Genomic DNA, 14147 nt, shown 5'->3' with positions numbered 1-14147 from the left:
CATGTCTCTTTTTTTACCTACATACTTCTCTCCTATTTCTCAATATGGAATGATATTTCAATCCGATGAGATTCTTTTTGAAGTTGAGGATAATTTTCAAAAGCAAACCTATAGAAATCGTTGTTACATCTATGGAGCAAATGGAAAACAACTTCTAAACATTCCAATAACACATGCTAAGTCCGAGGTAAAGCAAAAGACCAAAGATGTTTTAATTGAAGAAGGGGCTCAGTGGCAAAAGCAACATTACCGATCATTAAAAACTGCCTATAACAGTTCTCCTTTTTTTGAATTTTATGAAGATGATCTAATGAAGATCTTTGAGAAAAAGTATCGCTTTCTTTTAGATCTGAATATTGATAGTTTCTTATTTGTTAATGATGCTTTAGAGCTACAAAAAGAGCATTCTTTAACCACAGAATATTTTGATCATCATCAAAAAGATTACAGAAATTTAGCTAGTGTAAAAAGACATCCTTCCTGTTCGCACGTACCGTATATTCAGATGTTTGATGATAAATATGGCTCTATACAAAACCTCTCTATTTTGGATTTGATTTTTATGGAAGGGCCAAATACCATTAGCTTTTTAGAAAAAGTTGCCGTAACTTTGGAATGACCCCACTTTTACTGGTTGTAAATCACCATATTATGGGAATCATTAGCAAGTTTGTTTCAAATTATCATACACTATCACCCTCGTCTTTAAAAGAGTTCGAAAACCTATTTCAAAAAAAGAACTACAAAAAAAATGATGTGATCTATCGAACCGGTGAATCTACCAGTCGCTTTTTCATTTTGTATGAAGGGCTCACAAGATCTGTGGTTATTGACAAAAATGGTAAGCATAAAACTCGAACACTTTTTAATGCTCCTGCTATTTTTGCTTCTCTTTTCTCTAGCTTAAACAATGAACCTTCTGTTGCTGAATTCAATTGCTTAACAGATGTTATCTTGTTTGAAGGTAATTTTTTAAAGTTTATAGAGCTTACAGAAAAACATCATGACATTAGCATTTTGTACAATCGTTTTTTAGAAGAAGCTTTTATTAATATGGAAGAAAAAGCAACTATTCTTTCTACACTTGATGCTACTGAAAGGTATGTGCATTTAAAGAATAAAATTCCTAATATTGAGAATCTCATACAGCTAAATCACATTGCTTCCTACTTGAATATCACCTCTATACAGTTGAGTAGAATCCGTAAAAAAATGTTCTCTCAATAGTCAGTCTAAACATAGGTTTACTTTTATTTCTAAGTTAGTATTTACTTTTGTCGGGAGTTTTACCCCCTGTGACTCATATATGTCCCCCAATAAAAAAAGGCTTGTTTTTATAAAACAGGCCTTTTTTTATTTTTTAAACTTCTTTAAGAAAAAAGGGTTACCTTAGTGCGGCTTTAGTTCTACCTCCTAGTCAGAATTTAGGTATATGAAAAAACTATTTGATTCATTATCAGAGTTTTCTTCTTTATCTGAAAAGACCAAAAAACAGTATATAGAACTCCTGGAGTTAAAAGAATTCAAAAAAAAAGATAAAATTGCTGATTTAGGAGAGGTTCCAACAAAATTCTATATTCTAACTTCTGGTGTTGTCAGGTCTTTTGTAACAGATGAAAAGGGCAAGGAATTCACACGTTCCATATACATTCCAATGCGTGCCATTGGAGCTTTCTCTGCGCTTGTCGAAAAAAAACCTAACGAGATTATTTATGAGTGTCTAACAGACTGTAAAATGTATGTGGGAGACTTTCAGAAATTTAAAGCCCTAACAAATCGAAATATGGAAATGGCTACGCTTTACAGTTCTTTTTTAGAAAGAATATACATGCGTATGGAAAAAAGAGTTTTTGAATTGTCTGTTTTAGATGCCAAACAACGCTACTTAAAACTCAAAAAACATATTCCAGAGATAGAGAATTTAATCCCTCAATATCATATTGCTTCCTATTTAAATATTACGCCTGTTCAGCTAAGCAGGATACGGAAAGACCTCTATAAGAATAAATTAACATAGGTTAATAAGATTATTTAAAAGTTTTACTACTTTTAGCGCGTAATATTTCCCCCAAGAAATTATTATTTTACCCATATTTAGAAAACTTGCTTTTTTTAAGCAAGTTTTTTTTATTCTAGAAAAAGGAAAATGGTCAGTTTAAAATTTGTTATTCATTATAGTTTTCATTTCTTAGTTCCTCTCGGAATTGCATTGTTCTTTTTTAGATCTGAATGGAAGAAAGTATATCTTATTCTCTTATTGACCATGTTGGTGGATCTGGATCATCTTTTGGCCACACCAATCTTTGATTCCAATAGATGTAGTATTAATTTTCACCCTCTCCATACTTATTATGCTATGGGAGTTTATGTAATTTTCTTGTTTTATAAAAAGACGCGAGTTGTTGGTATAGGACTTTTGCTACACATGTTAGCCGACTATCTAGATTGCATTCTTTAGATCTTTATAAATCTTGAAATAAGATTGTTGATCTCTGGAGATAATTTAAACTTCACTGCAACTATAACATACAGAACAAAAATTATGGCAGATTTTAGTACGATATTTATTAGTGGGTGGAAATTGAAATCCCAAAAGTAGAACCCAAAGAATAAAACAGCTATAAGAGAAAAGATCTTAAATGTTTTGTCGGTAACGGGAGATATGCTCAACTTAGATTTTACAATGGTCAGTTTAATAGAATTGAATGTAAAGATCACTAATAAGGTAGCTAAAGCTAATCCATCAGTTCCAAACACCTCAAACAGCCAAACATTCAAGAAATACACTGAAACCGCCATTCCTACGTTTATTGGTAATGAAATTCTATAAAAACTAGAATTGTTTATGATTGCGCCATTGTTTCCTAAAAACATGGTAAACATCTTTGCACCTGAAATCATCAATACTACCAATTCTCCTCCAGCGTATCCTTTATCCGGCATCAACTTAAACAATTCATTTATTCCACAGTTTACCAACAAGAAGAATAATCCACTAATCAAGAACAAATTTGTAGAGCTCTTTTTATAGAGGCTCTCTACTTCTTTGGTATTGTTCTCATTCAAAGTTTTTGAGGTAATAGGTTGCAAAATTTGCCCCATTGCCCTACCCGGTGCTTCTATAACTGATCCGATAAAAACTGCTACAGCATAATACGCAGCTAGTTTTACATCTTCTTTCCCCGGAATCATTACTTTATCAATATCCAATAAGATAGCTCCTGCACTTCCCGCCAAAACCATGTATAGCGAATACCTAACAACTTCTTTAAAATTCTTAGGCAATTGTAATGTAAACTTTGGAAAGTATTGCCAAAAAGCATAGATCATCATTACCAATGCTCTAAGCACATAAGCTCCTGTAAGGAAGTAAATAAATTGTGGCTTTGTTAAGAAATCAAACAAAACTGCAAGCAATAAGATCAAAACCATTGCTCTGTTCCAAAATTCCTTTAAGACATTTCCAAAAACAGATTGCATTTGAACTTTCACCCACGAATAAAAAACCTCAAAGTAGGCACAAGCAAAAGCTACAACGAAGATGACAAATGTATAATCCTTAAGAATAGGGTTCTCTTCAGAAATATGATTTCCTATTTGTTCATAGAGCTGAGAGACCAAAAAACCAATTGGAATAGCAATGAACATTGGCAGGAAAATAATGGTAGACAGAAAACGATCTTTCTCTTCTTTTGAGTCATAGGAAGAAAAGAACTTAACGATTGAGTGTTGTACACCAATAGCTGTTAATGGCATTATAACATTAGACGCTGATAGTAGAAAAACAACCACTCCATAAAACTCGCCTTCTAAAATTCTAGGATATAAGATAATTGTATTGGCTCCACCAACAACAAATGCCAGATATATGATTAAGGTATTCCTAAATGATTGTTTAAATACAATTCCCAACTTATGCCTCTATTAGTGTTTTTATTGATTGATAAATTTTTTCTCCAACATGGTTACCGTATAATTCGATAGAAAAGTCTTTATCTGAAGCTGTAAATTCTTCAAAAGCAGCTTTTATCAATTCTGAATTACTTCCAACGATCTTAGCAAACCCATGATTTACCAATTCTAACCATTCTGTTTCTTCCCTAACGATAATACAATGCTTTTTATTGAAAAAAGCTTCTTTTTGTAAGCCTCCACTATCTGTAATTACCATAGAGCAATTTTTTAACAACTCTAACATTGAATAATATCCTACGGGATCTATAAAGGTAATCTTAGGTGAAATTTGATGTTTCTCTAAAACAGCTTTTGTTCTAGGGTGCAATGGCAATACTACTTGATGTTTTTGATGCACTTCTTCAAAAGCTTTAAATATTGCTCTTAACTTATCAATATCATCTGTGTTCTCTTGCCTATGTATTGTTGCCAATACAAACTCACCTTTTTGTAAATTCAATTCTTCAATTATAGACGATCTATCTGAAGAAAATTGACTGTAATACTCTACAGCATCTTTCATGATATCTCCATGTTTCTCGATCATGATTGGCAAGTTTGCATATCCTTCATTGGCTAAATTGTCTACTGCTGTTTGTGTAGGGCAACTCAAAAGATCGGAAATTCTGTCTGTTAGAATTCTGTTTATCTCTTCCGGCATACTCATGTTAAAAGACCTCAGTCCGGCTTCTACATGAACCACTTTAATTCCCATTTTTTTAGCAGCTAGAGCTCCGGCTATGGTTGAATTGGTATCTCCATATACAACTACAGCATTCGGTTGTTCTTCTTGTAAAACCGATTCAACATCAGCAAGCATCTTTCCCGTCATGGCTCCATGGCTCATGCTATTGATATCTAAATTGTACTTAGGATTAGGAATCATCATTTCTTTGAAGAAAACATCACTCATATTGCTATCGAAATGTTGTCCTGTATGTACGATAACCTCTTCTAGCTCATTATTTTTTTTGATAACTCTACTTAAAACAGCTGCTTTTACAAACTGCGGCCTTGCTCCTAAAATTGTAATGATCTTTTTCAATGTTCTTCTACGGTCTTACGAATTACGTTTGCCAACTGAGCTGTTAACTCCCTTCTATGATATTGTGTAATATTACTAGAATTAACTGTCAACTCTCCTTTTTTATATTCTTTATAAAGCTTTGCAATATGATCTTTTAGATCGTGTTTATTGCTGAAGCCAAAAATTTTTCCTGATTGGGTTTTCTTCAAAATGTCTGCTGCATCTCCTTCCTCAGGACCGATTGCTAAGATAGGACGTTTCGCTTGAAGATATTCAAATATTTTTCCTGTAATAATTCCTTTTGCCGAGGGTACATTATTAATGCACAATAGCAACACTTGTGTACTACACTGATATTTTTTCACCTCTTCATGAGGCACGTATTTTACGAGCTCTACAATATCTCCTAACTGACTAGCATTCTTCTTCACTTCATCTGACACCTCTCCTATCAATCTAATTCTTAGATCAGACTTTAGCTCTTCATTTTCAACACATAACTCTTCAATAGCTTCCCAAAAAACTTTTGGGTTCCTATCTGCATTCATCATACCAATATGGGTTATAGAGAAAGAATTATCTAATTGGTTTGTTATAGAGGAAACTTCATCATCATATCCATTTGTAATAACTTCTACCTTATTACTTTGCTTTTGAAACGATCTTTTCATTTCATTTCCAACAACAATAACGCTATCTGACTTTTTCAACACTTCCGTTTCAAAATCTCTATGCTTATTCAGGCTCCTCTTTGTAAGTGGAAGATGATGGAAATAATCGATCTCAGTCCAAGGATCTCGAAAATCTGATATCCACTTGACTCCTAACTTTTGTTTTAATTGCAATCCAATAAGATGCAAACTATGAGGTGGTCCGGTTGTAATAATTAAATCAACCGGGTGTTGCTTTAAATAGTTTTTAAGGTATTTTACGGAAGGTTTTATCCAGAATTTTCTTGCATCCGGAATAAAATAGTTAGCTCTAACGTATTGCGCAATCTTTCCTAACAGACCTGGATTAGGCTTTAAAAACCCGGCGCTGGTTTTCTTTTTCTTATTTCCTAAAAAGGAAATTAGTTTATTGGGCTCAAAAATGTCTTTTCTGATGACTTCAATTCCCTTCGGGATTTCTTCTTGTAATTTTTCATCTTCTATGGCATAATTGGCATTGTCAACAGTATAAATAACCGGCTCAATATCAAACTCCCGTAAATACTTTGCAAACTTTAACCAACGTTGTACGCCAGATCCTCCTGCCGGAGGCCAATAATATGTTATAATGAGTACTTTCAAACTTTTAAATCGTCGTACAATTTAAGAAGTTCTTTGGAAGTATGCTCCCAATTTAAGCTTCCATTAAAAGCTTCGTCATACCCCTTGGCTGATTTTTTGGTCGCTTGATTATAATCTTTATTAATTTTTACAACTTCCATTGCAAAACTTTTGGGGTCTTCAGCCTTGAAATAATAACCAATCTCTTTCTCAACAACAAGTCTTTTCATTGGTGCACAATCAGATACAAGTAAAGGGCTTCCAGATAATAATATCTGGTAAAATTTATGCGGAACGGCACTTTCTGTATGTTCATTTGATATATGAGGAATGATATTAATATGCGATCCCTTCATAATATTTACAACACTGTTAAAACTGACTCTATCTCTTAATTCAACAAAATTCTCTAAATCATTTTCTTCAATAATAGATTCTAAATGTAGTTTTACATCTTTATTAGACGGACCAACCAAAACTAATAAAGCATTAGGAATTTCTTCTTTTACAAATTTCATCCCTTCAATGGCTGTGTGCAGACCTCTATGAGGTCCAAAGCCACCTACGTATGATATGATAAATTTATCTTTCTGATTATTAAAATACGGTTGTTCATTATTCTGAAAAGAGCTAGCAAACTCCTTTTTCTCAGAGTTAGGAACCACAATTATCTTATCAGGCAAAACCTTGTGTTGTGATATGATTCGCTCTTTCATTTCATGTACAACAGTAATTAAGAAGTCAAATTTTACGATCATTTTGGCTTCATATTTAAACCATCTGTTGTAATTGAAAAAGATGTTATTTTTTAACCTGATTAATGGATTTTTCCTCCATGAAAACCAAGTGGTTAAAGCTGCAGGGTAATTTTCATGTAAATCTAAAACAGATACGATCTTATGCTTTTTTGACGCTAATAGTACTGTCTTTGCCAGTGGTAAATCATGCACATGCAAAGCCTGAATTTGATTTTCATCAATAAACTTTGGCAATTCTCTTTTAAAAAGTGGATGAATGAAATTAATGGACGCTATAATATCAATAATACCTCTTAAGGCTGTATTATGCCTTTTGATAGCACGAAATACTTTAACACCGTTTATTATTTCAAACTTTTCTTCACCTTCATTTCTATTGCACAAAACAAAGACTTCATGAGATTTGGATAAAAACTCTGCCTCTTTCCTCACCCTAATATCTGATGGGTATAATCCATCTAAAACCATTCCTATTCTCAAAATATCTTCTTTTAGAATATTTTCAAATGCAAAAATAAACTTCTCCAATCCTCTTTTGGAAAAACGATAAGTAATTTTTTACCTTTAACTTTTATTTTTAAAAAAAATCGGTGTGTTTAAATAACCTCTAGAAGAAGTGGTAGAATACATTTGAATTAAATAAAAGACCAAATGTAACTGTTATAATTTTAAATAAAAAAAGGGAGCTTTTGCTCCCTTGTTACCCTTTTTCTTTATTCAAGCATATTTTTTATAACTATACGCCGACAAAATTAACAGCTATGCGGGTTATAAAAAAATAAAGTATTTTGCTTTTCATAAAAAGCACGCTATTTAACATAAAAAACTAAGATTAATTTGAAAAGACCCTTATTACTTTTTTTTCTTATTTCATTAATCTACAATTCTTTGCATTCTCAAGAAAAGAATTTAGATTCTGTATACCTAAAAAAAGCTTCTTACTACACAAATAGGAATACAGATAGTCTTTTGCATTATTCTTTACTTATTCAGCAGTCAAAAGATACGTGTATTCAATCAGATGGAAAATTAAGAGAGGCTCATGCATATTATAAAAAAGGTGATTTTCAAACATCCAGAGAGTTGATCTCTTCATTGATTGATGAGATAAATGAAAGTAGTGATAGGTGCTTAAAAAAAGTAAAGATCGAAGCTTTGAATAAATTGTTTTGGATCTATAAGAATTCCAATGAATTTTCTAAAGCATTTGACATAACACTTGAGCACAAAAAAGCAATAGAGTCACTAAATAATAATAGTCCTTATTCTCAGAGGGCTTTGCTGAAAAACAAATCCAATATGGCTATCCTAAAGATGGATCTTGGTTTTTTTCAGGAAGCAAGGAAGCTTTATTTGGAAATGCTTCCTGAGATCAATCAAATAATTCCTTCATTGGAGGCTCATGATCTATATAGAGGTTTAATTTTTAAAGCTTCTGTACTTAATTTAACAGGAACCACTTATATCAGATCTGCTGAAAATAAAGACAGTAAATCATTAGATTCTGCTTTGGCTTATTATAAGAGAGCTTATAAAACTACAACCTTATTCTATCCCCCTCATAAAAACTCTAAACCTTTATATGAGCTAAGGACTGCGGAAGTATATCTAAAAAAAGAGGCGTACGATAAAACACTAGGGCTCATTAGAAAGAACGAAAGAATTTCTAAAGAGATGAATACAGAACAAACAATTAATTTTCTAAAATCGATTACTTTCTATCATCTCAAACAACAAGATTCTTCAATTTATTATTGTCATCAATTCTTAAATTTCGATAGGGCTACTCCTAGCACAGAGAAAAATAAGATTACAGTGTTGAACATTTTAGCCGACCAATACAAGAACTTAAAAAAGATTGATAGTGCTTTTAAGTACTCTGAGCTGGCGATGAGCAACTTAAATAACCTTAGCAAAACCAGAACTGAGGCCAATAACTCTTACTATTTATATGATTTTGAAAAGGTAAAAAGTTTGAATGAAGAAATTTTAAACAAAGAAACCTCTAAACGAAATTTAATTATTTTCATCTTATCTGCTTTTGTTTTATCTGCTATTTTGTTGGTTGTAAAGTTCTATAGACGCGGAAAGGAGTTGTCTAAGATCCAGGAATCAGGTTCTAAAAAACAGGCTGTTGCAAACAAAAAACCTTATTCAATAGACAAAGCTCTTGAAGAAAAGGTATTGAAAGCATTAGAAGAGTTGGAAAGCTCTACTGAATATCTTGATAGTGAGTTTAGCATTCAGGTGTTAGCAAAACAACTAGATACGAATACTTCATACCTCTCATCAATTATCAATAAGAAGAAGAAAAAAACCTTTAAACAGTATATTGGAGAATTACGAATCAACTACTTGATATCGAAATTAAAATCAGATGAAAAATTCAGGAGTTATACAATTCAAGCAATGGCTGGTGAAATAGGTTATAACAATGCTTCTGCTTTTACAAGAGCCTTCAAAAAGCAAACCGGTAAAACGCCTTCTGAATTTTTAAGAGAGTTAGAATCTCATTAATGGATATAAAAAAAGAGGAGCGTTAACTCCTCTTTTCTTTTCATAACAATTTTGCCCTAATTCATAGACAATTTATTTTACTACAAAGGTAAATACACCCCGTAGTCTTAAAAAATAAAGTATCTTGCTTTTTATAAAAAGCAAGATACTTTTACGAAGTGACATATAAAACGTTTTTGGCCCCTACACTCAAAAAGCTATTGATAATCAAACTATTACTCATTAGCTTAGTGTTACATTCGCAATCTAACAAGCAAGACTCTATTGCTGTTAACAAATACAATTATTACAAGTTAATAGATAAGGACAGTACGCTTCATTATATCAATATTCTAAAAAAAAGTAATGACCGTTGTATCAAATTTACCGGGCAGATTGCTCACGCAAATTTTGCTTATCGAGAAGGGAAATTTCAAAGTTCAGAAGATGAGATCATTAGTCTGTTGAAAGGGATTAAAGACTCTACTACTAGAGATCGTTGTTTGGATAAAATAATGATCAACGCGTACAGTCGTCTTTTTTGGATCTATAAAAACAGATATCAACTTTTAAAAGCGTTTGAAACAACCAAAAAAATAGAAAATGAAATTTTAAGTAATACGAGTTTAAGTTCTTCTAACAAACAACGATTGTTCTTGTCTAACAAAGCAAACATGGCAAACCTAAAGATAGAATTAGGGTTATATAAAGAGGCAATAAAAATTTTAAAAGAAGTTGACCTAGAAATATCAAAACTGATTCCGAAACTGAAGAACGAAAAGTTATACAATAGTTTAATCTTTAAATCTTCAACTTTAAATCTAATAGGAAACTCTTTCCTTGAACAATCAAAAAACGAAAATGACATCTCTCTAGATTCTGCACAAGCTTATTATAACAAAGCTTATGAAGTAACTAAGTCTTTTAGTCCTCAGCATAAAAACTCCCATGCCTTATATGAGCTTAGAAGTATAAAAGTTTTACTAAAACAAAAGCGTTATAAGCAGGCTTTAAGGATTATTAAAGGGCAAGCAATTGCTTCTGAAGAGATTAATGTAAAACAGGATTTAAACTTTTTAAAGGCGATTACTTTTTATAATTTGAATGAACTTGATTCATCAAAAAGTTACTCTTACAAGTTTTTAAAGTTCAAAAAACAAACTCCAAACACAGAGAAAAACAAGATTGTCATCTTGAATATTTTAGGAGAGATTTACAAGAACTCTCGCCAAATGGATAGTGCTTACAAATACTCTGATCTTGCTATCAATGAGTTTAACACTTTAAATAAAAACCGTTCTGAAGCCAACAATTCTCACTATTTATATGATTTTGAAAGAGTTCAAGAACTCAACGACGAGCTCTTAATAAAGGAAAATGCAAAGCGTAATTTGGTCATCTTCATTTTATCTTCAGTAATCATTTTATTTATCGTATTCATTATTCGGTTCTATAGGAAAGGGAAAAAATTTACCGAAGCTTTTACAGTTTCTAAAAAGGAATACTCAATTGATAAATCATTGGAGAAAAAGATTCTGTCAGAGTTGGCCAATTTTGAAAAATCAACTCTTTATTTGGATCAAGAATTCAATATCAAAGTATTAGCTAAACACTTTAAAACAAATACCACTTACCTATCTTCTATTGTCAATGAAAAAAAGGGAAAAACGTTTAAGCAATATATTGGAGAGTTAAGAATTAATTTTTTGATTCAAAAACTTCAATCCGATACTATGCTTAGAAAATATACGGTACAAGCTTTAGCTGAAGAAATTGGTTATAGCAATGCTTCTGCTTTTGCCAGAGCTTTTAAAAAACAAACAGGTAAGACCCCTACAGAGTTTTTAAAAGAGTTAAATAACTAAGATGTAGCTTTTCTTTTTTCAATAAAGAACCAACCTAACGGGACAATCAATAACAAGAGGTAAGAAACCAAGGAAACTGTACTTCCTGTTTGAATTACTTTAGGTTCAAATTTAAACTCAATCGTATGTTCTCCGGCAGGCACTTTCATTCCTCTTAGTACATAGTTAACTCTATAATGAGGTGTTGCTTTTCCGTCTACATAAGCATTCCATCCATCCTTGTAATAGATTTCAGAAAACACTGCAAATTGATCTTTTGAGCTATTTGATTCGTATGCTAAATGATTTAAAGAATACTCTGTCATTTTTATAGTAGCAGTTGAATCTTTTTGAATGGCAATAGCAAGATCTCCTTGACTCTTTTTATTGTAAATGGCTTCTACTTTTGTTTTTAAGCTATCTAAAGCTAATATCTCTGCATCAGCAGAATTGGCAATCTTCATTTTTTCTACAAACCATGCATTTCCATTTGCTTCCGGATTGATCTGAACTTGTTCTTTCCCTCCTTCTCCAGGAAAAATGAAGTACTTTACATTTAGCATATTAAATACTTCTCGATTGTTCTTAGCCATTTGAAATTCTATCAAATCTTGATATCTTCCCATCTTAGCTGCATGATATCCTCCAATAGATTTATGGAAATACGATGTTCTTCCATCTTGAAATGGATCTGTTGTAAGATTGGCAACTCTGTAATGACTTTTATCTTTTAAGATCTCTTTATCTGCTTGCGACATCACAAAAGGCTTCTCTACTCTTCTTGCAGAAAGAAAGTCATCGGCATTTACATATCTAAGATTTACTTGTATCAGGTCAAAAGCTACAAGTATTACAAAAGCTATAATGGCTTTCGTGGTGTCTATTTTCTTTTTTAAATAAAGCCAAAGCAATCCAAAACTCAATCCGATCAATAGTAATGATCTAAAGCTATCGGTATATAACAATGATTTTCTATCAGCAATTACAGCGTCGATCAAACCATCATACTGAGCATAGTTTGAATCTCTAATTCCTTCAAACGTTGAGAATCCTAGCGCATATAAAAGTCCCACTAGAACCAAACCTCCGGTTGTATACAATGCCTTTTTTAAGGCTTCTTTTTTCTCTAGCTCGCTCGTATCTGAATAAAAGAATTCCTTTATAGCTAAAATTCCTAACAACGGCACACATAATTCTGCGATGACTTGAAAGGATGAAACTGCCCTAAATTTATTGTAAAGAGGTACATAATCAATAAATATATCTGTAAGAAAGAAGTGTTTACCCCAGCTCATGGCAATAGAAAATGCTGTAGCAGCTACTAACCAATACTTGAGTTTTCCTCTCACTAAGAAAGCTCCTAAAAAGAAGAAAAAGAAAATAACCGCTCCAATATAAGCCGGAGCTTCTACGATAGGCTGCTCTCCCCAATAGGTTAATACTTGTTCTACAAATCCATCTGCTTGTTTTGGTCCGGCGACAGATTCTACATACTCATAAGTATTGGAGCCTTTTCCTAATTTCTCAACGGTTCCTCCTCCCATATATCTAGGCACAAGAAGGTTAAAAGTTTCAGGAATTCCATAACTATATTGCGTGATATAATCTCTAGATAAACCATTGGTAATCTCTTTTTTTGTACCATCCGGATTGATTGTCAGTTCGGTTTTTCCTCTGGTACTAAAATCTGCATACTCTTTAGTTGCCATCAATCTACTGGCATTCATTCCTACTGCTAAAAGCATCGCTACAATGATCATTGCTGATTGCGTAGCAAAGCGAGGAATTTGTTTCTCTTTAATCGCAGAAATTAATTCAACAATTCCTAAGATCAGAATAGCAAATAACAAATAGTAAGTCATTTGTGGGTGACTGGCTTTGATTTCCAGTGCTGTAGCTAAACCAGTAACAACAAATCCGAGCAAGTACCGTTTCTGAAAGATCCATAACACTCCTGCCAATACAAAAGGCATATAAGCAATAGCATGCGCCTTGGCATTATGCCCTGCTCCGAAAATTATAATCAAATACGTCGAAAAACCAAAGGCTAAGGATCCTAAAATAGATAGTTTCCAATCTACTTTTAATGCCAAAAGCAAGATGTAAAATCCTAAAAAGTATAAGAATAAGTAATCTGCCGGTCTGGGAAGAAAACGAACTAATCTATCTACTTGCGTAATAAAATCGTTAGGGAAATACGTTCCTATTTGATAGGTTGGCATCCCACTAAAAGCACTTTCTGCCCAATAAGGTTCAGCTCCTGTAGCTTCTCTAAAGTCGTTAACCTCTTTGGCCATCCCGGTATGCTGCGTGATATCTGATTGTGACATCTTTTGCCCTTTCAGGACCGGATGGAAATAGAGCAATGCGGCAATCACAAAAATTACTAGTGATGCTAAATGTGGTAAGTACTTTTTAAAATTCATGTTAGTCGATTTCTTCAAAATCTACATATTCTCCAACGTTCTCATTACTTTGCTTTTGGTCTCTAGGTTTTTTATCAATAACCGTTTCACCTTCTCTAGCCGATGTAGTATTTTGTCTTTGTTGATTGTATTGTTGTTGCGCTCTCTCCTGCATTTTACTTGCCATTCTTTTTACAAGAATTGGTGCAAATAACCTTGCTAAAAAACGAAAGGCATAGTATACTATTACAATAATTAGAAGTGTTCTAAGTAATCCCATGAATCCTGCTTCCTGTATGTGATTTTTAAATTAATATCAAAAGTAACAATTTGAAGATAATTGATACGTTAATACATTACAAAACTTTAAACTCCTAAAAAAGTATTTATTG

Annotated in this window: 12 protein-coding genes; 6 read left to right on the top strand and 6 right to left on the bottom strand. The window is 32.6% G+C overall.

All coding sequences use genetic code 11. The annotated features are described in order from the left end of the window. Window position 1 precedes the first annotated feature (1 nt). The 4 genes from ACFSRZ_RS12525 to ACFSRZ_RS12510 all read left to right on the top strand — a co-directional run bounded on the left by ACFSRZ_RS12525 (window position 2) and on the right by ACFSRZ_RS12510 (window position 2458). Window positions 2-619: a WbqC family protein gene (locus tag ACFSRZ_RS12525; protein ID WP_379666908.1), complete on the top strand. Its 618-nt coding sequence runs from the start codon at window positions 2-4 to the stop codon at window positions 617-619. After that, window positions 616-1227 (top strand): Crp/Fnr family transcriptional regulator, encoded by a 612-nt coding sequence (locus ACFSRZ_RS12520; RefSeq protein ID WP_379666907.1) that lies wholly within the window; start codon window positions 616-618, stop codon window positions 1225-1227. The genes ACFSRZ_RS12525 and ACFSRZ_RS12520 overlap by 4 nt, the downstream gene beginning before the upstream one ends. A gap of 205 nt (window positions 1228-1432) precedes the next feature. After that, the gene (locus ACFSRZ_RS12515) at window positions 1433-2017 is read left to right on the top strand and encodes a Crp/Fnr family transcriptional regulator (protein ID WP_379666906.1); all 585 of its coding nucleotides are present in this window, start codon (window positions 1433-1435) and stop codon (window positions 2015-2017) included. Between the two features lie 129 nt (window positions 2018-2146). Then, on the top strand, window positions 2147-2458 hold the full coding sequence (locus ACFSRZ_RS12510; RefSeq protein WP_379666905.1) for a DUF6122 family protein: 312 nt from the start codon (window positions 2147-2149) through the stop codon (window positions 2456-2458). On the opposite strand, the gene ACFSRZ_RS12505 is transcribed toward ACFSRZ_RS12510, so the two are convergent. From ACFSRZ_RS12505 to ACFSRZ_RS12490, 4 genes are read right to left on the bottom strand one after another with little or no spacing between them, the layout of a single operon-like run. After that, entirely contained in the window at window positions 2455-3912 is a 1458-nt protein-coding gene (locus ACFSRZ_RS12505) for a lipopolysaccharide biosynthesis protein (protein ID WP_379666904.1), read from the bottom strand. The genes ACFSRZ_RS12510 and ACFSRZ_RS12505 overlap by 4 nt on opposite strands. A gap of 1 nt (window position 3913) precedes the next feature. Beyond that, window positions 3914-4999: a non-hydrolyzing UDP-N-acetylglucosamine 2-epimerase gene (gene wecB, locus ACFSRZ_RS12500; protein WP_379666903.1), complete on the bottom strand. Its 1086-nt coding sequence runs from the start codon at window positions 4997-4999 to the stop codon at window positions 3914-3916. Beyond that, window positions 4996-6273, bottom strand: a complete 1278-nt coding sequence (locus ACFSRZ_RS12495; RefSeq protein WP_379666902.1) for a glycosyltransferase family 4 protein — start codon at window positions 6271-6273, stop codon at window positions 4996-4998. The genes wecB and ACFSRZ_RS12495 overlap by 4 nt, the downstream gene beginning before the upstream one ends. Next, window positions 6270-7538 (bottom strand): glycosyltransferase, encoded by a 1269-nt coding sequence (locus tag ACFSRZ_RS12490; protein WP_379666901.1) that lies wholly within the window; start codon window positions 7536-7538, stop codon window positions 6270-6272. The genes ACFSRZ_RS12495 and ACFSRZ_RS12490 overlap by 4 nt, the downstream gene beginning before the upstream one ends. A gap of 360 nt (window positions 7539-7898) precedes the next feature. Here ACFSRZ_RS12490 and ACFSRZ_RS12485 point away from each other — a divergent pair, with 360 nt between their 5' ends. Both ACFSRZ_RS12485 and ACFSRZ_RS12480 read left to right on the top strand, forming a co-directional pair. Continuing rightward, a complete protein-coding gene (locus ACFSRZ_RS12485) occupies window positions 7899-9527 on the top strand; it encodes a helix-turn-helix domain-containing protein (protein ID WP_379666900.1) in 1629 nt (542 codons plus the stop codon). A gap of 200 nt (window positions 9528-9727) precedes the next feature. Then, window positions 9728-11371 (top strand): helix-turn-helix domain-containing protein, encoded by a 1644-nt coding sequence (locus tag ACFSRZ_RS12480; protein ID WP_379666899.1) that lies wholly within the window; start codon window positions 9728-9730, stop codon window positions 11369-11371. Here ACFSRZ_RS12480 and ACFSRZ_RS12475 read toward each other — a convergent pair. After that, window positions 11368-13776, bottom strand: coding sequence for a YfhO family protein (locus ACFSRZ_RS12475; protein ID WP_379666898.1), 2409 nt, complete (start codon window positions 13774-13776; stop codon window positions 11368-11370). The genes ACFSRZ_RS12480 and ACFSRZ_RS12475 overlap by 4 nt on opposite strands. 1 nt (window position 13777) lies before the next feature. Next, window positions 13778-14035, bottom strand: a complete 258-nt coding sequence (locus tag ACFSRZ_RS12470; RefSeq protein WP_379666897.1) for a DUF4834 family protein — start codon at window positions 14033-14035, stop codon at window positions 13778-13780. Window positions 14036-14147 lie beyond the last annotated feature (112 nt).

Source organism: Pseudotenacibaculum haliotis, from assembly GCF_042684245.1.
Classification (GTDB): Bacteria; Bacteroidota; Bacteroidia; order Flavobacteriales; family Flavobacteriaceae; genus Polaribacter; species Polaribacter haliotis_A.
This window is presented reverse-complemented; position numbering and strand designations above follow the sequence as displayed.